The sequence below is a fragment of the Brachybacterium sp. P6-10-X1 genome (assembly GCF_001969445.1).
GTDB lineage: Bacteria > Actinomycetota > Actinomycetes > Actinomycetales > Dermabacteraceae > Brachybacterium.
The window spans coordinates 1,709,200-1,728,781 of the sequence record NZ_CP017297.1; the positions used below are offsets into that span (position 1 = coordinate 1,709,200).

Annotated in this window: 21 protein-coding genes and 1 pseudogene; 10 read left to right on the top strand and 12 right to left on the bottom strand. The window is 69.3% G+C overall.

Translation table 11 applies throughout. The features are described from left to right. Positions 1 to 291 precede the first annotated feature (291 nt). From BH708_RS07775 to BH708_RS07810, 8 genes are all read right to left on the bottom strand, one after another. Positions 292 to 921, bottom strand: coding sequence for a response regulator transcription factor (locus BH708_RS07775; protein ID WP_076807896.1), 630 nt, complete (start codon positions 919 to 921; stop codon positions 292 to 294). Beyond that, positions 918 to 2,132: a sensor histidine kinase gene (locus BH708_RS07780; RefSeq protein WP_076807898.1), complete on the bottom strand. Its 1,215-nt coding sequence runs from the start codon at positions 2,130 to 2,132 to the stop codon at positions 918 to 920. Before BH708_RS07780 ends, BH708_RS07775 begins: the two co-directional genes overlap by 4 nt. After that, positions 2,129 to 2,587, bottom strand: a complete 459-nt coding sequence (locus tag BH708_RS07785) for a DUF6069 family protein (protein WP_076807900.1) — start codon at positions 2,585 to 2,587, stop codon at positions 2,129 to 2,131. Before BH708_RS07785 ends, BH708_RS07780 begins: the two co-directional genes overlap by 4 nt. A 156-nt stretch (positions 2,588 to 2,743) precedes the next feature. After that, the gene (locus BH708_RS07790) at positions 2,744 to 3,637 is read right to left on the bottom strand and encodes an amino acid ABC transporter permease (protein ID WP_076807901.1); all 894 of its coding nucleotides are present in this window, start codon (positions 3,635 to 3,637) and stop codon (positions 2,744 to 2,746) included. Then, the gene (locus BH708_RS07795; RefSeq protein ID WP_076807903.1) at positions 3,634 to 4,308 is read right to left on the bottom strand and encodes an amino acid ABC transporter permease; all 675 of its coding nucleotides are present in this window, start codon (positions 4,306 to 4,308) and stop codon (positions 3,634 to 3,636) included. Before BH708_RS07795 ends, BH708_RS07790 begins: the two co-directional genes overlap by 4 nt. 168 nt (positions 4,309 to 4,476) lie before the next feature. Continuing rightward, complete coding sequence (locus BH708_RS07800; RefSeq protein WP_172805795.1) at positions 4,477 to 5,355, bottom strand: glutamate ABC transporter substrate-binding protein; 879 nt, start codon at positions 5,353 to 5,355, stop codon at positions 4,477 to 4,479. Between the two features lie 47 nt (positions 5,356 to 5,402). Continuing rightward, positions 5,403 to 6,197, bottom strand: a complete 795-nt coding sequence (locus BH708_RS07805) for an amino acid ABC transporter ATP-binding protein (protein WP_083713376.1) — start codon at positions 6,195 to 6,197, stop codon at positions 5,403 to 5,405. 158 nt (positions 6,198 to 6,355) lie between these two features. Continuing rightward, positions 6,356 to 7,414 carry a YafY family protein gene (locus BH708_RS07810; protein ID WP_076807906.1) on the bottom strand — a complete coding sequence of 353 codons (1,059 nt, stop codon included), beginning with the start codon at positions 7,412 to 7,414 and terminating at the stop codon, positions 6,356 to 6,358. Positions 7,415 to 7,516: 102 nt separating this feature from the next. On the opposite strand from BH708_RS07810, the gene BH708_RS07815 reads away from it, so the two are divergent. The 6 genes from BH708_RS07815 (at position 7,517) to BH708_RS07840 (ending at position 12,678) form a co-directional block, all read left to right on the top strand. Continuing rightward, entirely contained in the window at positions 7,517 to 7,921 is a 405-nt protein-coding gene (locus BH708_RS07815) for a VOC family protein (RefSeq protein WP_076807908.1), read from the top strand. Between the two features lie 385 nt (positions 7,922 to 8,306). After that, positions 8,307 to 8,561, top strand: coding sequence for a PspC domain-containing protein (locus BH708_RS07820; protein ID WP_076807910.1), 255 nt, complete (start codon positions 8,307 to 8,309; stop codon positions 8,559 to 8,561). Positions 8,562 to 8,675: 114 nt separating this feature from the next. Next, positions 8,676 to 10,319 carry an alkaline phosphatase gene (locus BH708_RS07825; protein ID WP_076807912.1) on the top strand — a complete coding sequence of 548 codons (1,644 nt, stop codon included), beginning with the start codon at positions 8,676 to 8,678 and terminating at the stop codon, positions 10,317 to 10,319. A gap of 324 nt (positions 10,320 to 10,643) precedes the next feature. Beyond that, positions 10,644 to 11,363, top strand: coding sequence for an MSMEG_4193 family putative phosphomutase (locus tag BH708_RS07830; RefSeq protein ID WP_172805748.1), 720 nt, complete (start codon positions 10,644 to 10,646; stop codon positions 11,361 to 11,363). After that, positions 11,360 to 11,911, top strand: coding sequence for a DUF3090 domain-containing protein (locus BH708_RS07835; protein WP_076807915.1), 552 nt, complete (start codon positions 11,360 to 11,362; stop codon positions 11,909 to 11,911). The genes BH708_RS07830 and BH708_RS07835 overlap by 4 nt, the downstream gene beginning before the upstream one ends. After that, positions 11,911 to 12,678: an SCO1664 family protein gene (locus tag BH708_RS07840; RefSeq protein WP_076807917.1), complete on the top strand. Its 768-nt coding sequence runs from the start codon at positions 11,911 to 11,913 to the stop codon at positions 12,676 to 12,678. Before BH708_RS07835 ends, BH708_RS07840 begins: the two co-directional genes overlap by 1 nt. A gap of 123 nt (positions 12,679 to 12,801) precedes the next feature. On the opposite strand, the gene BH708_RS07845 is transcribed toward BH708_RS07840, so the two are convergent. Beyond that, positions 12,802 to 13,461 carry a YdeI family protein gene (locus BH708_RS07845; RefSeq protein WP_076807919.1) on the bottom strand — a complete coding sequence of 220 codons (660 nt, stop codon included), beginning with the start codon at positions 13,459 to 13,461 and terminating at the stop codon, positions 12,802 to 12,804. Between the two features lie 188 nt (positions 13,462 to 13,649). Between BH708_RS07845 and BH708_RS07850 the strand changes: the two genes are divergently transcribed. Together BH708_RS07850 and BH708_RS07855 are read left to right on the top strand one after the other, a co-directional pair. Further along, a complete protein-coding gene (locus BH708_RS07850) occupies positions 13,650 to 14,246 on the top strand; it encodes a Chromate resistance protein ChrB (protein WP_216639513.1) in 597 nt (198 codons plus the stop codon). Continuing rightward, complete coding sequence (locus tag BH708_RS07855) at positions 14,243 to 14,896, top strand: cation transporter (RefSeq protein WP_253705515.1); 654 nt, start codon at positions 14,243 to 14,245, stop codon at positions 14,894 to 14,896. The genes BH708_RS07850 and BH708_RS07855 overlap by 4 nt, the downstream gene beginning before the upstream one ends. Before the next feature lie 485 nt (positions 14,897 to 15,381). Here the strand turns inward: BH708_RS07855 and BH708_RS07865 are convergent, their stop codons facing one another. Continuing rightward, positions 15,382 to 15,981, bottom strand: a complete 600-nt coding sequence (locus BH708_RS07865) for a TetR/AcrR family transcriptional regulator (RefSeq protein WP_083713377.1) — start codon at positions 15,979 to 15,981, stop codon at positions 15,382 to 15,384. Positions 15,982 to 16,034: 53 nt separating this feature from the next. On the opposite strand from BH708_RS07865, the gene BH708_RS07870 reads away from it, so the two are divergent. Next, a complete protein-coding gene (locus tag BH708_RS07870) occupies positions 16,035 to 16,793 on the top strand; it encodes a GNAT family N-acetyltransferase (protein ID WP_076807923.1) in 759 nt (252 codons plus the stop codon). 51 nt (positions 16,794 to 16,844) lie between these two features. After that, positions 16,845 to 18,009 (top strand): annotated as a pseudogene (locus tag BH708_RS07880) (IS3 family transposase). A gap of 78 nt (positions 18,010 to 18,087) precedes the next feature. On the opposite strand, the gene BH708_RS07885 reads toward BH708_RS07880, so the two are convergent. Further along, positions 18,088 to 18,525, bottom strand: a complete 438-nt coding sequence (locus tag BH708_RS07885; RefSeq protein ID WP_076807926.1) for a VOC family protein — start codon at positions 18,523 to 18,525, stop codon at positions 18,088 to 18,090. Positions 18,526 to 18,622: 97 nt separating this feature from the next. After that, entirely contained in the window at positions 18,623 to 19,525 is a 903-nt protein-coding gene (locus BH708_RS07890; RefSeq protein ID WP_076807928.1) for a dihydrodipicolinate synthase family protein, read from the bottom strand. Positions 19,526 to 19,582 lie beyond the last annotated feature (57 nt).

A 19,582-nucleotide genomic window follows, 5' to 3' on the forward strand; every position in this document is an offset into this window, starting at 1 on the left:
CTCCGGTCGATCAATAGGACGGAACGGACAGTTCGTGGATGCCGTGATGCCCCTCGCGCGCCCTAACGCAGCAGTCGGCTGAGAAGTCGGTGCGCCGTCCGTCGGCCGACGCGCTTGCCGACGGCCCCCGGGCCGCGCCGCGCGGCCTGCACGTCCCCTGTGGCGCGTCGTGCGCGAAAGAGCCATTTCCACATGTCGACCTCCTCGCCACGGACCGGCGTGCGACGGGATCATCCGGGGTGCCGTCCCGTTCGCGTCAACGTGCCACACCGGTGCGCGGAGCGCAAACCCCTACAGCCATCCTTCCTCCCGCGCCGCTCGCAGGGCCTCCGCGCGGTTGCGCGTTGCCGTCTTCCGGATGGCGCTGGAGAGATAGTTGCGCACCGTGCTGGACGAGAGGTGCAGGACATCGGCCATCTCGGCGATGGGCGCCCCGCCGTCCGAGGCCGCCAGGACCTCGCGTTCGCGCACGGTCAGCGGGCTCGGCCCGGCGCTCAGCGCCTGGGCCGCCAGCGCGGGGTCGACGACCGTGCCCCCGGCGACCACCGTCCGGATCGCGGTCGCCAGGCTCTCGACCGGGTCATCCTTGACCAGGAAGCCGCGGGCCCCGGCGTCCATCGCGCGTCGCAGGTAGCCGGCACGGCCGAACGTGGTGACGACGATGACCGAGGTCCCGGGAGCGGTCCTCAGCACCTCGGCGATCACGTCCAACCCGCTGCGTCGCGGCAGCTCGATGTCCAGGATCAGCGCGTCCGGGCGATGCAGGGTCACGGCTTCGACCACCTGGTCGCCCCGCTCCACCTCCCCGACCACGAGCAGATCGGCTTCGAGCCCGAGCAGACCGGTCAGGGCCGAGCGCATCATCGTCTGGTCCTCGGCGATCACCACCGTGGTCGGCGGCCGCACGGTCGTGGCATTCATGATGCCTCTCCCTCCCCGGTCGGCACGCTCACGCCGAGCCGGAAGCCCTCCTCGGTGCGGTCGGCGGCGAGCACGCCGCCCAGCAGCTCGGCGCGCTCGCGCAGGCCGGACAGTCCCGAGCCGGGCCGCACCCGTCCGCTGTCCTGCTGTCGCCCCTGCCCGGCGGGCCCAGGTGCGGCGGATCCGGGCGCGGCGGGCAGGGACGTCAGCGATCTGCCGTCGTCGGTGATCTCCACGGTGGCCTCGCCCCGGTCGGACTCCACCAGGATCGTGGCGGTCCGGGCGCTCGCGTGGCGCAGGATGTTGGTGGCCCCTTCCCGCACCACCCAGGCGAACAGCCGGTCCACGGCCGGCGGCAGGGCGGGAGCGTCCGCCGTCACCCGGACCAGCACCCCGGCGTCGGCCAGGGCACCGCCGGCGGCCTCCAGCTCGTCCCCCAGGGTGGCCTCCCGGTAGCCGACGACGGCCTGGCGCACCTCGACCAGGGCCGTGCGACCGATCTCCTCGATGCCGCAGGCGTGCTCGGCGGCCGCGGCCGGGTCGGCGGGGACGAAACGCCGCACCGCCTCGGCTTTCACGACGATCAGGGACAACGTGTGTCCGAGCAGGTCATGGAGGTCGCGGGAGAAGCGCTCACGCTCCTCGACGACGGCGGCACGGGCGAGACGCCGCTGCGTCGCGCGGAGGACGGCCGCGGTCTCGGCGAGGACATCGATCAGATAGGCGCTGATGCCCGCCATGTAGGTCACGACGGCGAAGACCAGGGCGTCGGCGAGCGAGCCGGTGGTGAACCCTGCGGCGACGGCACCGCTGACGGCCAGGCCGCCGACGAATCCCAACGCCCACCGGCGCCGGATCCCGACGGCCATCCCGAGGGCCAGCAGCGGGTAGAGGAAGACCTGGTGCTCGTTCCAGAGGACCTGATACCCGGCCACCACCACGGTGGAGGAGGCGACCAGCAGCTCCGTGCGCCACGCGGGGCCGGGCCGGTCCCGCATCAGCGTCGTGGCGAGGTGCAGGGCGGCGAGGAGCAGCAGGGCCAGCAGTTGGCCGGGACCTCCGCCCTGGATCGCGCTGACGATCGGGGCGAGCAGCAGGACGGGCAACCAGGCCACGGCGTACCAGGGACCGGGGCGACGGGCGATCCGCGGCAGGGCGTGCTCGTCGCAGCCGATCGGTACCGGTGATGCGGGATGGACGACGGTGCTCATGGTGCCTCCGCGGTCACAGTACGCCCGGCTGCGGACCGCAGCACGGCACTTCGGCGAAGCCCGAGGATCAGCACGGTCCCGACCAGCAGATGCATCACCTCGAGAACCAGCAGCACGGCTCCGGCGGCGCCGGAGGCGATCGGCCCGACCAGGGAGAGGACGAGCACGCCGATGCCGATCCGGGTCCATCGCGCCCGGCCGCCAGGGCGTCGGCGGAGCAGAACCAGCAGCAGCCAGCCCGCCGCGCCGCCCAGCAGGGCGGCCGCGGTGACGGAGAACGGTCCGACGCTCTGCCCGAACCCGGCCACCGCGAGCTGGAGTCCGCCCAGCACAGCGGCCATGACCCAGACCAGCAGGCCGGCGGCGACGGCGGCCGCCAGCGCGGCCACGGCGCGGCCCGAGTGGACCCGGTGCCCGGTGAACCCGGCGTCGGGAATGGTCGGGGTGCGGTGCATGGCGTGCTCCTGACGTCGAGGGAGCCATCGATCCCGATGGCGTGATCGACGCTACGGAGCACGCTCGGCGACCGGCAGAGTCAGCCGTACGCAGCTGAGCAGGACATTCGTCCTACCGGTCAGGGCAGGCGCTCGACATCCGTGCGAGCAGCTCGGCTACTTCACGTCCTGTCCCATGGCGGAGACCATCATGGTGGAGGTGGTCGGGGCGGTGGCGCCGCCGGTCCGTGAGGAGAGGGTGCCGGCGAGCTTCGTGGCCAACCAGGTCAGGATGCAGTTGATGACGATGAAGATCACCGCCGCGATCACGAGGGTCTGGAAGATGTTCGAGTACCCGGAGCCGAGCTGCCGCGAGTACTGCAGCAGCTCGTAGAAGCCGATCAGGAACCCCAGGGCCGAGTCCTTCAGGATCACCACGAACTGGCTCAGCAGCGACGGCAGCATCGCGGTGAGCGCCTGCGGGACCTCGACGATCCGCAGGGACTGGTTGCGCGTCATGCCGACGGCGGCCGCGGCCTCCCGCTGCCCCTTGGGCAGGGACTTCACGCCCGCCCGGATGAGCTCGGCGATCACGGCGCCGTTGTAGACCGTCAGCCCCACGATCACCGCGAAGTAGGCGGAGTCCTCCGAGGCGATCAGACCCGTCGGGGCGATCCGGCGGGAGATGAAGAAATACAGGAAGAACATCATCACCAGCACCGGCACGGCGCGGAAGAACTCCACGACGACGCCGGCGGCCCCGCGGATGACGGCGAAGGGCGCCAGGCGGAGGAAGCCGAAGACCAGGCCGAAGATCATCGCCGTCACGACGGCGATCCCCGAGGACTGCAGGGTGAACTGCAGGCCGGGCAGATAGTAGTTCGCCCAGGCGTTGCCGTTCAGGGCGTTCACCCACTGGGTCGGGGCCAGCTGGCCCTGACGGTCCAGCTGCAGCAGCACCAGTGCCGCGACCACGAGGACGCCTGCCAGGGCGATCAGGTTCGCGACCAGGACGTTGCGCTTGGCCCGGGGGCCGGGCGCGTCGAACAGGATGCCGGGTGCGGTGCTCATCGTGCCACCGCCAGCTTGTCGGAGAGCCAGGTCGTCACGATGCCCATCGGGATCACCAGGATGCAGAAGCCAATCGCGATCGTCAGGAAGATGTAGATCATCAGGTTCGGGTTGAACTCGATCATGGTGCTCATCAGGCCGGAGGCCTCCGCCACGGAGGCCGCGGCGGCGACCGTGGTGTTCTTGGTCAGGGCGATCAGCGTGTTGCCCAGCGGCGTGACGGCCCCGCGCAGCGCCTGGGGAAGCACCACGATCCGGGCCGCCGGGAGGAAGGTCAGCCCGATGGCGCGCGCCGCCTCGACCTGGCCCAGGGGCACCGTGTTGACACCGGAGCGGATCGCCTCGCAGACGAACGAGGCGTGGTAGAGGGACAGCGCGATCACGGCGTAGGTGAAGAAGTTCAGGTCGAAGTTCGAGAAGAACTCGACCTTCAGCTGCCCCCACACGGCGAGGACGCCGAGAACCATGATGATCGTCAGGGGCGTGTTGCGGACGATGTTGATGTACGCCGTGCCGATGGTGCGGAACGAGGCCACCGGGGAGATCCGGAACAGGGCCAGGATCGTGCCCAGGATGGCGGAGCCGATGGCGGCCAGCAGCATCAGCTTGATGTTCATCCAGAAGGCGCCGAGCACGTCGTACTCGGCGAAGAGTTCCAAGAATCCGTTCATGCGTTTCCTGTCTCGGTGGCCGTCTGACCGGCGGCATCCGCCGGCCGATCGCCGACGGAGGACGAGGGCGGCGGACCGGGCCCGCGCCCGGCCCGCCGCCTCATGTGGTCCGGCTCGGTCGTCCGGCCCGGCCCGGTCGTCCGCCCCGGCTCGGTCGTCGGGTCCGGATCAGTCGCCGCAGGACTCGAGCTCGGACTCCGGTCCGGTGTTCAGCTCCTCGTCGGGGGTGTAACCGGTGCCCTCGGTGGCGGCGTCCAGGGCCTCCTGCCAAGCGCCGTCCTCCTTCATCGCGGTGATGGCCTCGTTGATGGCCTCGCACTGGTCGGACCCGGTGGGGATGCCGACGCCGTAGCGCTCCACGGAGAAGGTGTTGCCGACGAGCTTGAACTTGCCGGCGTTCTCCGGCGTGGCAGCCAGACCGGCCAGGATGATGTCGTCGGTGGTCACGGCGTCGACCTGGCCGGATTCGAGGTAGGTGACGCACTCGGCGTACCCGCCCTGCTCGACCAGTTCCACGCCCTTGGAGTACTCGTCCTTGATCTTCTGCGCCGAGGTCGATCCGGTGACCGAGCAGAGGTTCTTGCCGTCGAGGGTCTCGGGGCCGGTGATCTCCTCCTCGTCGGCGCGGACCAGCAGGTCCTGGCCGGCCACGAAGTACGGCCCGGCGAAGTCCACGCGCTCGTCCCGCTCGGGGGTGATGGAGTAGGTCGCGAAGATCATGTCGACCTCGCCGCCCTCCAGGGCGTTCTCGCGGTTGGCCGACGGGGTCTGGACCCATTCGATGTCGTCCTCGGCGTACCCGAGCTCGCCGGCGACGTACGTGGCCACGTCGACGTCGAAACCGGTCGGAGCACTGTCGCCTTCGCGGAAGCCCAGGCCGGGCTGGTCGTACTTGATGCCGATGCGGACGGTGTCGCCGCCGCCTTCGCCTCCGCCACCACCACCGTCGGCGCCGTCGCCGCTGCCGGACTGGGACGGGGCGCAGGCGGTCATCACGAGAACGGCCGAGGCGGCCAGCGCCGCCGCGGAGAGAAGTTTCTTGCGCATCATTCCTCCAGGGTGAGGTGAGGGGTGGGTGAGGGAGCCTGCTGCGGTCAGTGCGCCAGGATCTTCCCGAGGAAGTTCTTGGCGCGTTCGTGCTGTGGATTCGTGAAGAAGGATTCGGGGTCGGTGTCCTCCAGGACGCGTCCCTCGTCCATGAAGATGACGCGGTTGCCGGCCTGGCGGGCGAATCCCATCTCGTGGGTGACGACGACCATGGTCATACCCTCTTTGGCCAGCTGGACCATCACGTCCAGGACCTCCTGGACCATCTCCGGATCCAGCGCCGAGGTCGGCTCGTCGAACAGCATGACCTTGGGCTTCATCGCCAGGGCGCGGGCAATGGCCACGCGCTGCTGCTGACCGCCGGAGAGCTCGGCGGGCATCTTCTTGGCCTGCTGGGCGACGCCGACGCGTTCCAGCAGCGCCATCGCCTCCTGGGTGGCCTGGGCCTTCTTCAGGCCCTTGACCTTGATCGGCCCGACGGTGACGTTCTCCAGGATCGACTTGTGGGCGAAGAGGTTGAAGGACTGGAACACCATGCCCACGTCGGCGCGCAGCTGGGCGAGGGCCTTGCCCTCCTCGGGCAGCGCCGTGCCGTCGATGCGGATCGTGCCGCCGGCGTCGATGGTCTCCAGCCGGTTGATGGTGCGGCACAGGGTGGACTTGCCCGACCCCGACGGCCCGATCACGATCGCGACCTGACCCTCCGGGATCGTCAGATCGATGTCGGCGAGGGCCCGGAACGTCCCGAAGTGCTTGGTGACGTTCGTCAGTTCGACGAGGGGACGCTTCGTGGCCGAGGCGCCGGCTGGGGGATCCGAGGATCCCGGTGTGGTCTGCGTCATAGCGCTGAGACTATAGGGTCGTCACGGCCATTCCTCGTGGTCGCCGGACACTTGATCAAATCGTTGTCTGCCCGGGTGACGTCGTCCGCCCGGGGGTCCGGGGCCGTTCCGCCGCAGGACCGGGTGCTCGGTCCGGGGCGTGGCCGGTACCCATCGGGTCAGCCGCCCGGATCCGCCGCTGCGCGCAGCATCCTGCTCGCCGTCGCCGTGACGAGGTCCCGCAGCTCCTCCGGGTGCTCGATCCTCGCCGGGCAGTCCAGCGCCGCGAGCACCGCAGGGATCCAGTCGAGGTGCTCAGCGCGGATCTCGGCCCGATACCAGGGCAGGACGCCCTCGCCGACGACATCGCTGTCGACGTCGCTGTCGACGTCGGACTCACCCTCGACGTCTGCGGCGGGCCCCAGTCGTTCCAGCCGGGCCACGGTGGAGGGAAGATGCGCGCGCAGCTGGTCCTCGGTCGCCCGCAGCCGCAGCACGACCTTCCAGCGGTGGTCCGCCGCGACGAAGTGCTCGATGAGACGATCCGCGGGGTCGGCCCGTTCGCCGGCGGTGGCGGGGTCGGCCCGGGGCGAAGGTGCGAAGGTGCCGGGAAGCGTGCGCGCGGTGCGGATCCGATCGAGCCGGAACGACTTCTCCTGCTGCGCGTCCGGGTCGAGCGCCAGCAGGTACCACCGGCGTGCGTGCGCGACCACGCCGGTGGGATGGACGATGCGCCGCGACGGCTCCCCCGTGCGGTTCCGATACCTCAGGTCGAGGGGGCGCCGGTGGGCCACGGCCTCGGCCAGGGTCAGCATCACAGCAGGATCGGGCGTCGGGCCCGGCTGCTCGCCGCGGCGCGTGATCGTCCCGAGCACGTCGTCGACCCGCTCGGCGTCCGGCGCCGCCAGCGCCCGCCGGATCTTGGACAGCGCGGTCTGCGCGGCGAGATCGGGATCCTCGGAGGCCGCCCGCGCTCCGGCGAGCCCGACGAGGACGGCAACCGCTTCCTCGCTGCTGAACATCAGCGGCAGCACCCGTCGGCCGGGCGCCAGGCGGTATCCGCCGTAGCGGCCTCGCAGCGATTCGACGGGCAGCCCGAGGTCGACCAGGCGGGCGACGTCCCGGCGCACCGTCCGCTCATCGACGCCCAGGCGCTCGACCAGCTCGGCGCCGGTGCGCATCGGCGCGGACTGCAGCACGTCCAGCAGGTGCAGCGCTCGCGCCGTCGGGTCCGTCATGGACCCATCATCCTCCGATACCGGGCAGATACCGCCCGGTATCGATCCTACGGTCGCTGAGCAGCCGGACCCGCCGGCCGCACCCACCCCGAGGAGACGACCATGCAGCTCGCCGCGACTCGCATCTTCACCGACGACGTGGACTCCCTCGTCGCGTTCTACGAGAGCGCCACCGGGATCAACGCCACGCGGCCCCACCCGCTGTTCGCCGAACTGCGCACCCCGTCGGGCACCCTGGCGATCGCCAGCACCGCCACGGTGCCGCTGCTCGGCGACGGCGCCGCCGCGGCCCGTGCCAACCGCAGCATCGCGCTGGACTTCCTCGTCGACGACGTCGACGCGACCTGCCGGAGACTGCAGGGAGTCGTCGAGGTCTTCGTCCATGAGCCGACCACCATGCCCTGGGGCAATCGGTCCCTGCTGGTGAGGGACCCCGATGGCACGCTGCTCAACTTCTTCACCCCGGTCGCCGAGGTCGCCGGAGCGGACGTGCGGCTCGAGGAGTGAGCGGCCCGAGCCCGTCTCCCCTCCTACTCCCCCGCCTCCTGGTCGAGAGATCAGAGGTCGCCGTCAGCGTCGTGCCCGCCAGGACCATCCCCTCATTCCGGAGCGCGAGCGCCACGGATAGCGCGGGCCGAACGGCACCGGACGCACGAATCGTTCATGACGTCGCTGGTCGGCCCCTACGGCGGTCACGAAGGGCCACCCTGTGCGCCGTGCCCTGAGGATGAGCGGAACGAGCCGCTCGGGGACCCGCAGGGGCATGTCCATCCTCTCGACTCCGGATGTCCTGGCCACAGCGTGTCACGCGCCGATGCTTCCGGTTACCCGCACTCGCACCCGGGGGCCATCCCTGGTGCGGGGGCCACCGGGCCTGCGTACCGTGGGATCCATGAGACCTTTCTTCGACTCCCTTCGCAGCATCGGCTTCCGACGCGGGCCCCGACGCGTCGTCGCAGGCATCGGCGGTGGTCTCGCCGAGAGGTTCGGGATCAACGTGTGGTTGGTCCGCCTGCTGATCTTCGCGTCCTTCCTCCTGCCCGTGCTCGGCCTCGGCGCCTACGTGGCGGCCTGGATCGTGCTCCCCTGGCAGGACGGACGCATCCCGCTGGAGCGCGCCGTCGAGAGCCTGTCCAACAGGTCCTGAGCCGAATGCCCTGAGCGGAATGCCCTGAGCCGGGCCGGCCACGACATCGGCTTCGCCCCCGGCCATTCACTCCGAGGCCATGAAGGTGTCACAGCGGCAGAGTTCACTGGCTCCATGGAACGCTCCTCGTCGCCGAACCGCCGGGCCCTGCTCAAGGGCGCTGCCGCCTCCGCGCTGGCCACCTCCTTGCCGGTCGCCGGGGCCGCTTCCGCCGCCCCGACCCGCCCCTCGGGCCCGCCGACATCCCGGCTGACCCTCCCCTCCGGCCTCCAGACCGGGGACGTCACCTCCCGCTCCGCGGTGCTGTGGTCCCGCGCCTCGGGCGAGGGACGCCTCCACGCCGTGCTGCACGCACTCGATGCTCACGGCGAGCGCCTCACCGGCGCCGGCCGCGGACACGGGCGTGGGAAGGGCCGCGGCCACGACGGCCACCCGATCAGCCTGCGCGGCCCCTGGGCCACCGCCGAGACCGACTACACGGCCCGGATCAGCGCGAAAGGGCTCCCCGCCGGCACCACCTTCGAGACCGAGCTGTTCTTCGAGGACGAGAACGGCCGTCGCAGCGAGGTCGGCACCGGGCGCTTCAGCACCGCCCCGGGAAAGCGGTCCGACGGCGCGCAGACCTTCGTCTGGACGGCCGACACCGCCGGGCAGGGCTACGGCATCAATCCCGACGTGGGCGGCATGTTCGGCTACGAGACGATGCGCGCCCTCTCCCCGGACTTCTTCCTCCACGCCGGCGACACCATCTACGCCGACGGCCCGATCGCCGAGACCCTCGAGGAGCCCGACGGCGCGGTGTGGCGCAACGTCGTGACCGACGAGGTGGCCAAGGTGGCCGAGACCCTGCAGGAGTTCCGCGGCCGCCACCGCTACAACCTCCTGGACGAGAACATCCGCGCCCTGTACGCCGAGGTCCCCGTCATCGCCACCTGGGACGACCACGAGACCACCAACAACTGGTGGGCCGGGGAGATCCTCGAGGACGAGCAGTACACGGTCCGCGAGGTGGACACGCTCGCCGCCCGGGGCCGTCGGGCCTGGCAGGAGAACCAGCCGATCGCCGACAAGCGCGCCATGTCCCAGGGATCCGGCTTCGAACCGGAGCGCATCTACCGCCGGATCGAGCGCGGTCCGGACCTGGACGTGTTCGTGCTCGACATGCGCACCCACAAAGGCGAGAACACCGACGGCCTGGAGCGGCAGGCCACCGCGATCCTCGGCGAGGAGCAGCTGGAGTGGCTGCTGCGTGGGCTGAGAACGTCGCAGGCGACCTGGAAGGTGATCCTCGCCGACCTCCCGCTGGGCATCGTGGTCCCCGACGGGGAGGGCCAGGAGTCGATCTCCAACGCCGAGCACGGCGCGCCCCTGGGGCGCGAGCTCGAGCTGGCGCGGCTGCTCTCGGGGATCAAGCACCAGGGCACGCGCAACGTCGTCTTCTTCACCGGCGACGTCCACTACTGCGCGGCGCACCACTACTCCCCCGAGCGCGCCGCGTTCACGGATTTCGATCCCTTCTGGGAGTTCGTGGCCGGCCCGATCAACGCGGGATCCTTCGGGCCCAACGAGATGGATCAGACCTTCGGACCGCAGGTGGACTTCCAGAAGGCGGGCCCCGCCATGGGGTCCCCGCGCGATGGTCAGGGGCAGTTCTTCGGCCGGGTCGAGATCGCGCCGCAGGGCGAGGAGTTCACCGTCGAGCTGATCGATGCGAACGGCGACGTGCAGTACACGCGGACGCTGACGCCGGATCGCTGAGCGCGCTCCCGGCTGACGACGGCGGCTCTCATGGCGACACGGCCGTGCTCGGCCGCCGCGCGAACCAGCTTCTCCCAGCGGTGGGCGCACCGCGGACTCGACGCGCCCCGTCACGAGGCCGCCGAGGCGATTCATCAGCATGGTCGAGGCAGTACCGGGGCGAACGTCTCGTCCCTCCGCGGGTCACACGGTGACGCGGAACTCCACGTGCTCCAGCGCAGATCAGCCTCCGGCCCTGATGCCCCGGATCGGGTCGCACCCCATCGGGACGAGGTACGGACGACGAGTCGGCACCGAGCTCGGCCGCGTCGTTAGGCTGAGTGGATGGCGACAGTACTCCTCGTGCGGCACGGCCGCACCACGGCCAATGCGACGGGACTGCTGGCAGGTCGGACCACCGGCGTCATCCTGGACGATCTCGGACGGGACCAGGCGGCGCGGACCGGGGACAGGATCGCGGCCGTGCCCGTGGTCGGGGTCGTGTCGAGCCCTCTCGAGCGCTGCGCGGAGACCGCCCGGGCGATCGTCGATCGCCAGCAGGTCGCACCGTCCTCGTCGGTCGAACCCGATCTCACGGAGTGCGACTACGGCCAGTGGCAGGGCCGCCGGCTCAGCGATCTCGCGACCGAGCACCTGTGGCCGATCGTGCAGTCCCAGCCTTCCGCTGTCGTCTTCCCCGGTGGCGAGTCCATGGCGGGGATGCAGGCCAGGTCGGTGGCAGCGATCCGACGCCACGATGCCGCCGTCGAGGCCGAGCACGGGCCGGAGGCGGTGTGGGTGGCGGTGAGCCACGGAGACGTCATCAAGTCGATCCTGGCCGACGCGCTCGGCATGCACCTCGACGTCTTCCAGCGGCTCGAGGTGGGGCCAGCCTCCGTGTCGGCCGTGAGCTATGGCGCGAGCCGGCCGAGGGTCTGGGCGACCAACACGGACGCCGGCGATCTGTCCTGGCTCTCGCACGACATCCGGTCCGGCGATGCACCGGTGGGCGGCGGTGCAGGCAAGGCCGGCACGGACAGCCCGACGCCTAGGATCATCACATGACCGACGTGCCTGCACATGTTCATGAGTTCGACTGGCCGGACCGGGTCGTCATCGGGACGGTCGGGCGTCCGGGGGCCCGGACCTTCTACCTGCAGACGCGCGCAGGGGCGCAGATCGTGAGCATCGCCCTGGAGAAGCAACAGTCTGCTCTGCTCGCGCAGAAGATCGACGCGATCCTCGACCAGCTCAGCACCGTCGAGGGCAACCGTTACAGCGTTCCCACCGGCACTCCCGTCGAGCTCGTCGACAACGATCCGCTCGAGACCGTCCAGGAACAGTTCCGCGCCGGAACCATCGGTATCGGCTGGGACCCCTCCAAGGCCCAGGTGATCGTCGAGGTGCACCCCCTCCCCCTCGACGACGAGGACGTGTTCGGCGGAGGCACTGCGGCGGAGTCCGAGATGCTGCGAGTGCGGATGCCGGTCGGCACTGCCCGTGCGTTCACCCAGCGCACCCGGGAGATCGTGGACGCCGGGCGTCCCCTGTGCACGCTCTGCGGCTATCCCATCGACCCCGACGGCCATATCTGCACCCTTCCCGAGAACTGATGACCGCGATGGACCTGGCGACCACCGAGCTGACGCTCACCGGCCGCATCACGACGGCGTCCAACGCGACGTTCCTGGGCAGCATCGGTGAGGCGGCGGTCGTCTACAAGCCGGTGGCGGGTGAGGCCCCGCTCCGGGACTTCCCCGGCGGCACCCTGGCTCGCCGGGAGATGGCTGCCTACCTGATCTCTCAGGCCCTCGGCTGGGACGTCGTGCCGCGCACCTGGTTGCGCGACGGCCCGATGGGCGAAGGGATGGTGCAGCTCTGGCAGGAGCAGGACGGCGCCCAGCGCGCCGTGGACCTGGTCGCGACGGACCTCGTGCCCGCGACGGGCTGGAGGAGCGTTCTCGAGGGGCTCGATCAGAGCGGGCAGAGGATCACCCTCGCCCATGAGGACACGACGCCTCTGCGACGCATGGCGATGTTCGACGTGATCGTCAACAACGCCGACCGCAAAGGCGACCACATCCTCGCCATGGCCGACGGACATCGCTACGGCGTCGACCACGGGCTCACGTTGCATCGCGACCACAAGCTGCGCACGGTCCTCTGGGGGTGGCTGGGAGACGCTCTGACCGCCGAGGAGCGCGACGGCATCGACCGTGTCACCGACGGGCTGCACGGTGAACTGGGCCGATGCCTGAAGGAACTGCTCAGCGCCGAAGAGATCGCATCACTCACCGCGCGCTGCGCCCGGTTGAGCGCGGACGGGCGGTTTCCGGCCCCGCGCGGCGAGATGCCGGCGGTGCCGTGGCCTCTGTTCTGAAGGCTGCCGCATGCTCCGATCCGGCCATCACATGACCGCAGGCTCACTGTCGCCGGGGCCGTCGACAGCATCTCCCGAGAGCTGCATGCCAGGCGATCGCGGGCTCGAGGTGAGGAGGGTGAGTCACACGCGCGTCGCCGCCGCGGCCGCACGGACGAGCCAGGCCGGCGAGCGCCCTGGGCGCTGGGGCGGGATGAGCTCGCCCGCCTCACAGCAGGCGACGAGTCGCCGCGCGCGGCGTTCCCGCGTGGCGGGTTGCTTCGCCGACATGATCCAGTGACGCACGACCTTGCGGTAGCCGGCGCTCGCTGCGGCGAGGAACGCGACCGACCCGGGTGATGCGTCCACTATCGCCTGCAGCTCCGGCGTGAGGTCCACCTCGGGATTCTCATGCGAGTAGGTGCCCGATCGGTCGACGGAGCGGCGTTCGAACGCCGCGATGCCGGAGGGGTGCATGCGGCCCTCCGACATGAGTCGCTCGACGTGCTCGATGTTCACGTTCGACCACGTGCTCCGTGGTGCGCGCGGTGACCAGCGCTGGCGGCGTGAATCGTCGTCGATCCTCTGCGACACCGAGTCGATCCATCCGAAGCACAGCGCCTCGAGCACAGCATCGGCCCAGCTGAGCCCCCGATCTGCGACATGAGCCAGCCTCAGCTCCATCCACAGTTCGGCTTCGGTGTCGTGGTGGCGCTCGAGCCACGCGCGGAACTCTCCGGCATCTTGGAAGAAGAGCGCCGGGCGCTCGTTCGTGCCGCTGGGAGATCCGGGGGCGGAGACCATGCGCCCACCCTACGAGCCCGCACCGCCCGTCGCGCGAGAACTCCGAATGCCTCTCCGACCGCGGCCGCGACCAGCCCGACCGGGGCACGCGAGGCGTCATCCTTGCCGCCCTTCGAGCCCGGGACTCCGGTGCGACGTCGAGGGAGACAGACGTAACATCTGCATGTTACGGGCGTTACACTCATTCGATGGATGATCCATGGCTGCTGGTGAGCGTGTCCACTGCCGGCGCGCCGGACTCGCTGCGCGTGCACGCGTGGCGCAAGCTGCGATCGCTGGGCGCGCTCTACCTCCAGCAGGGCGCATGCCTGCTCCCTGCGCAGCAATCGGTCGCGCGCGAGACGCGGCGGCTGGCCGATCGGGTGCACCGGGACGGCGGCGCGATACGCGTGCTGCGGATGGAGTTCGTCGACAACGCGGAGGAGCGGTCGGTGATCGAGGAGTTCAACGCTGCTCGAGACGCGGAATATGCGGAAGTGCTCGAAAGGATCCCCGGTCTTCACGAGGAGCTCGCCACCGAGAGGGACCGGGGCAATATCACCTACGCCGAGGTCGAGGAATCGGAGGCGGATCTGGAACGATTCCGCTCCTGGCTCGGCAAGATCGACGCGCGCGACCACTTCGACGCACCGCTGGGCAGGGAGACGCGCGAAGCCGTCGACAAGGCGGCTGCTGATCTCGAGGCGTTCGAGGAGTCCGCGCTGCGCGCCGACGCATCGGCCGGCGCAGACGCAGCGCAGAGCCTCCGCAGCCTGTCAGGCCGTCGAGAGGCGGCCGAATCGTGACCGCACCCGACGAGGGCAAGAAGGCCGCGGACCCGGCCATCACCTTCGACGCGCGCCGGGTGCGCCGAGCGGTGCTCACGGTCGCTGCGCTGAACTTCGGCTACTTCTTCGTCGAGTTCTTCGTCGCCCTCGGGGCAGGCTCCGTGTCGCTGCTGGCCGACAGCGTCGATTTCCTCGAGGACACCTCGATCAACCTCTTGATCTTCGTCGCCCTCGGCTGGGCGCTGGCGACGCGGGCCGTCATGGGCAAAGTCATGGCCCTGGTGATCCTCGCCCCCGCCGCATTCGCGGCCTGGGAGGCGGTGCAGCGTTTCGCCGCGCCGGAAGCACCTGCGGTGCTGCCCATCGTCCTCGCCTCCCTCGGGGCGATCGTCGTCAACGGGACGAGTGCCGTGATGATCGCCCGGGTACGGAAGCACGGCGGCTCGCTCGGGCGGGCAGCGTTCCTCTCGGCGCGCAACGACGTGCTCGTGAACATCGCGATCATCGTCATGGCACTGATCACCGCATGGACGGCGTCAGGCTGGCCCGACCTGATCCTCGGCTGCGTGATCATCCTGCTGGCCCTGCACGCCGTGCACGAGGTGTGGGAAGTCAGCGAGGAGGAACGTCTCGCGGCCAAAGCCCTCGCCGGTGAGGCGATGGACTGAACCGGCCCGATGCCCGATGCCGAAGCGGTGAGCGCCCAGGGCGTGGCCGGCGCGGCGGGTCAGCTCGGTGTCGGTCGGAGGTTCTGATTCCGACTGATCGAGGTCAGCTCGATCGGGTGCGCGGCGGCGAGCTGGAAGAACGCCTCGTCATCGACGACTTCGACACGGAGCTGGTGCCACGCCGGCCCGAGGGCATCCAGGAGGCATCGGCTGCGCCGGTCATCCATGATCAGCACGCCCGCAGCAGGGGCGGAGCCACTGGTCGGGTGACGATCGAGTGCTTCCTGTCCTGCATGGAGTCCTTCGTGGCCACGATGCATCGACGCTGCCGGTCCCGCCTCGGGATGCGCGGAGCCGAGGTGCTCAAGGACCCGGTGACGGCGACCCTCCGTGGCCACGACCTGGACCGCCGTCGCACCGGAGGCCGTCGTCACCGTCCTCACGCACGAGGCCGTCACCCGATCCCGTCGATACTCCCACCGGCCCTACGTGGACACCAGCGCTTCGAGGCCTGCGACGAGAACTGCCTCGGGGCCCTCCTGTCGCGCCGCGTGCAGTGCGGAGTACTGCGGCGCCAGCCGCGCATCCACCGGGGCCTCGCGCTCGTGACCGGCGATCGGCGCGGTCGTCGCACTCCCGATGACGAAGTTCGACAACGCGTACGCGTCCCCGAGGGGGTCTGGTGAACCGAGTTCGATGAGCAGGACACACATGCGTTCGGACAGCTGCAGGTAATTCGGCCCTCTCGGTGCGCGCATGGCGATGACCTGGCACGCCCAGGGATGTCGGACCAGATGCCGGAAGTACTCGAGCATCAAGGCGTGCAGCGTCGCCTCGCCTCGTGCCGCCTGCAGCTCGGCGTCCTGCCCGAGCGCGTGGTCCAGCGCGAGGTCCACGAGATCCTCGCTCGACGAGAGCCGCGAGTACAGGCTGGCGGGCGCCACCTCGAGGCGCTGCGCAACGGCCCTGACCGTGAGAGCGCGCAGACCTCCTTCATCAAGAAGCTGAGCTGCGGCGTGCGCAGCCTGCGCCACGTCGACTGCTCGCGCACGCCTGACAGGTCTCTGATGGTCCCAATAGCTCATGACGCACACCTTATGCGAACACTGTTAGCTTAGTCGGCATGCTGAATACTTCCTTGCTCCCGATCCGCAACGACCAGGTCGTGCTCAGAGCCATGCACCCCCAGGATGCCAGCGCCTACGCCGCCGGCACCGATGACGCCGCCGTCCGCGAGCACGGGCACCTGCCCGAGCCGGAGTACACCGAGGACACCGTGCTGGCCCTCATCCGAGGCCCGATCCGCGACGGCCTGGGTCGAGGCGACCTTGCGGTACTGACGATTGCCGACCCGTCGACGGATGACTTCGTCGGCAGCCTGGTGCTCTTCGGAGCCACCGACACGTCCATCGAGGTGGGGTTCTGGATACATCCCGACCACCGCGGCGAACACCTCTCCACGGCCGCCCTCGCGCTCGCCACCGAGATCGTTCGACGGAGCGGATTCACCAGCGTGACAGCTCGGACCGCCCTGGAGAACGTCGCATCCCAACGGGCGCTCGAACGCTCGGGCTACGAGCGCGGAACATCGCAGCGGGATACCGCGCCCTCCGGCGAAAGCACGATCCTGATGCACTACCGGCGTCCGATCGATCCGCCCAGCCTGTTCCCGCTCACGACCGATCGCCTCCGGCTGCGCCTGCATGAACACCAGGATGCGCAGCCACTCCAGCGCATCTACGGTCGAGAGGACGTCGCCCAGTACTTGCTCGACGAGCCGTGGTCGGAGCCGGACGCTGTTCGCCATGTCAGCGAACGCATCGCGCAGGCCGGCCTCGATGACGGTGGCACGAAGCTGGCCCTGGTCATCGAGCGCGAGGGACTGATGCGCAGGTAGGTGTCACGTGATCTGTGGCGCTGAGGAGCGTTGCAGGGAAGGATGTGCACCATGCCTGCTCCCTACCCCCAGGAGTTCCGGGACGACGTCGTCCGCGTCGCGAGGAACCGTGAACCTGGCCAGAAGCTCGCCGTGATCGCGAAGGACTTCGGGATCTCCGAGTCGTGCCTGACGAACTGGATGCGTCAGGCTGATGTCGAAGACGGTGCCCGGCCCGGGAAAACTCGGGAGGAATCGACCGAGCTGCGCGATCTGCGTCGCCGGAACCGGCTGCTCGAGCAGGAGAACGAGGTCCTGCGCCGCGCGGCCGCCTACCTGTCCCAGGCGAACCTGCCGGGAAAAGGTTCTACCCGCTCGTGAGCGAGCTCGCCGCAGACGGCATTCCCGTCGCGGTGTCCCTGCGGGTCCTGAAGCTCTCCCGCCAGCCCTACTACCGCTGGTTGCACCAGCAGGTCACTGCAGCTGAGCTGACCGAGGCCTATCGAGCCAATGCCGTGCTGGATGCCCATCGCGACGTCCGGAGTTCGGCTACCGCTTCTTGGCCGGCGAAGCCGCAGCAGCAGGCGTAGAGATGTGTGAGCGCACGGCGTGGAGGATCTGCCGGGACAACCAATGGTGGTCCGTATTCGGGAAGAAGCGCGGCAAGAATGGAAAGCGGCCCGGTCCACCGGTCCACGATGACCTCGTGAAGCGCGAATTCACCGCCGACGACGCCAACGAACTCTGGCTCACCGACATCACCGAGCACTGGACCGACGAGGGGAAGCTCTATCTCTGCGCTATCAAGGACGTCTTCTCCGGCCGGATCGTGGGCTACTCCATGGACTCCCGAATGAAGGCTCGCCTCGCAGTGAACGCCCTGGGCAACGCGGTATCGCGGCGCCGAGATGCGGCTGGCTGCATCGTGCATTCCGACAGAGGTTCGCAGTTCAGAGCAAAGAAATTCGTCCATGCTCTGAACCGCCACCACCTCATCGGCTCGATGGGCCAGGTCGGTGCCGCCGGTGACAACGCCGCCATGGAGTCCTTCTTCGTCCTGCTCCAGAAGAACGTCCTGGACCGCAAGCGCTGGCAGACCAGAGAAGAGCTGCGGACCGCGATCATCACCTGGATCGAACGCACCTACCACCGCCGACGCCGGCAGGCCCGACTGGGTCGATTGACCCCCATCGAGTACGAGACCATCATGAACCCGACCGTCAGTCTGGCGGCCTAACCCCAGCTGACACCTGATCGCGCATCAGTCCCGCCCCGTCCACCGCACCGTAAACGGTCGAATCTGGTCTGGGGCGGCTTACCCCTGCGGTGTGGTGGTGCTTGACACGTGCGGCAGCACAAAAGCACCGGTCACGCCAGGGTTGACCGCGACCTCCCATCGGAACCCATCGGGATCGGAGAAGTATCCCGAGTATCCGCCCCACTCACGGTGACGGCCGGCGCTCACCGGTGCGCCCAGCGCCGCCACCTCGGCCAGCACGGCGTCGACCTCGGCAGGCGCCGCGACGTTGTGCGCGAGAGTGATGGGCGCCACACCAGATGCTGGTGCTTCACCGACTTCCGCGGTGAAGCCTTCCAAGGACCAAAGCGACAGGATCAGCCGATCAGCAATCGGCAGCATGAGGACGTCACCGCCAGTGAAGATCGGCTCCCACCCGAGCCCGTCGACGTAGAAGGTTCGACTTCGGTCCAGGTCGGCAACGGCGAGCGTGATGAAGCTGAGGCGCTGTTCCATGCTCAGAGTCTGCCACTAGACCTTGCGCGCCCCCGTCTGGCCACTGCGTCATAAACGGTCGTCTGTGGAGCACAGAAGTGGTTCCTTCCTCAGGTGCTCACGAGAGCTGGAGCTGATCGATTACGGAGGCGACGCGGGCTCGTTGCTGGCCGTTCAACCCCTGTATAGGAAGGGGCAGGCACCGGCGGGGCGCGAGCCCGAGGTGCTCCGCGATCGCGGCTACAACACGCAGGCTGCCCCCGAACTCCGCGAACAGATCCCACAGCGGTCCGAGCTGCTTCGAGGCGGCGATGGCCTTGTCCGCGTGGCCCGACTGCGCCAGACGCGTGATCGTCAGCGCCGGTTCAGGCAGCGTGCCGGCAATGACCGAGTACCAAGCATCGCAGCCGGCGTTCAGCGCGGCTGCACCGAAGGCGTCGCCGGAAACGCCGATCGTCACGTGATCCGGGATCGAATCCCTGATGCTGGCGACATGCTCGGATGCCTCGCGCGAATCTGCAGACACCCATGGAATTTTGATAGACGCGATGCCCGGCAGCTCTGCAACGCGCGCGTAGAGCTCCATGGTGAAGCGGAAACGGGTTGTGCCGGGGTTGTCGTAGACGATCACCGGTAGCGAAGCGCGTTCCGAGACGGTGTGGAACAGCTCGAACACGTCATCATCGGTCAGGGGCTGATAGCTCACCGGAGCGAGGAGGACGGCTGATGCACCCACCTCCTCCGCGGCGTCGACGTTGCTCAACACCTGGGAAGTCCTTAGGGCACCCACCCCGACGATCACCGGCACGGAACCGGCGGTCTCCACCGCAAGCCGCGCGACTCTGCTCCTCTCAGCACCGCTGAGGTAGGCATAAGAACCAGTCGATCCCAGCGCAGCGATCGAGTCAGCACCTGCCGCCACGATGCGCTCGATCAAGCCGACGAAGGCCCCCTCATCTACCTGATCCTCAGACATGGGCGTCAAGGGGAAGGCACTCAGGCCCCGGAACGGATCGCTCATGTACCAATACTGACTGACTCACCGGAGCGCGATGGGCACCAACGGGGACTTACATCT

Bases quoted from the DNA above. Each gene is read 5' to 3' on its own strand.
- BH708_RS07805 (WP_083713376.1), bottom strand. From the start codon at position 6,197: ATGACGCAGACCACACCGGGATCCTCGGATCCCCCAGCCGGCGCCTCG.
- BH708_RS07850 (WP_216639513.1), top strand. From the start codon at position 13,650: ATGGATGATCCATGGCTGCTGGTGAGCGTGTCCACTGCCGGCGCGCCG.
- BH708_RS07780 (WP_076807898.1), bottom strand. From the start codon at position 2,132: ATGAGCACCGTCGTCCATCCCGCATCACCGGTACCGATCGGCTGCGAC.
- BH708_RS07840 (WP_076807917.1), top strand. From the start codon at position 11,911: ATGACCGCGATGGACCTGGCGACCACCGAGCTGACGCTCACCGGCCGC.
- BH708_RS07845 (WP_076807919.1), bottom strand. From the start codon at position 13,461: ATGGTCTCCGCCCCCGGATCTCCCAGCGGCACGAACGAGCGCCCGGCG.
- BH708_RS07830 (WP_172805748.1), top strand. From the start codon at position 10,644: ATGGCGACAGTACTCCTCGTGCGGCACGGCCGCACCACGGCCAATGCG.
- BH708_RS07785 (WP_076807900.1), bottom strand. From the start codon at position 2,587: ATGCACCGCACCCCGACCATTCCCGACGCCGGGTTCACCGGGCACCGG.
- BH708_RS07800 (WP_172805795.1), bottom strand. From the start codon at position 5,355: ATGCGCAAGAAACTTCTCTCCGCGGCGGCGCTGGCCGCCTCGGCCGTT.
- BH708_RS07810 (WP_076807906.1), bottom strand. From the start codon at position 7,414: ATGACGGACCCGACGGCGCGAGCGCTGCACCTGCTGGACGTGCTGCAG.
- BH708_RS07820 (WP_076807910.1), top strand. From the start codon at position 8,307: ATGAGACCTTTCTTCGACTCCCTTCGCAGCATCGGCTTCCGACGCGGG.
- BH708_RS07795 (WP_076807903.1), bottom strand. From the start codon at position 4,308: ATGAACGGATTCTTGGAACTCTTCGCCGAGTACGACGTGCTCGGCGCC.
- BH708_RS07835 (WP_076807915.1), top strand. From the start codon at position 11,360: ATGACCGACGTGCCTGCACATGTTCATGAGTTCGACTGGCCGGACCGG.
- BH708_RS07890 (WP_076807928.1), bottom strand. From the start codon at position 19,525: ATGAGCGATCCGTTCCGGGGCCTGAGTGCCTTCCCCTTGACGCCCATG.
- BH708_RS07775 (WP_076807896.1), bottom strand. From the start codon at position 921: ATGAATGCCACGACCGTGCGGCCGCCGACCACGGTGGTGATCGCCGAG.
- BH708_RS07865 (WP_083713377.1), bottom strand. From the start codon at position 15,981: ATGAGCTATTGGGACCATCAGAGACCTGTCAGGCGTGCGCGAGCAGTC.
- BH708_RS07885 (WP_076807926.1), bottom strand. From the start codon at position 18,525: ATGGAACAGCGCCTCAGCTTCATCACGCTCGCCGTTGCCGACCTGGAC.
- BH708_RS07790 (WP_076807901.1), bottom strand. From the start codon at position 3,637: ATGAGCACCGCACCCGGCATCCTGTTCGACGCGCCCGGCCCCCGGGCC.
- BH708_RS07825 (WP_076807912.1), top strand. From the start codon at position 8,676: ATGGAACGCTCCTCGTCGCCGAACCGCCGGGCCCTGCTCAAGGGCGCT.
- BH708_RS07815 (WP_076807908.1), top strand. From the start codon at position 7,517: ATGCAGCTCGCCGCGACTCGCATCTTCACCGACGACGTGGACTCCCTC.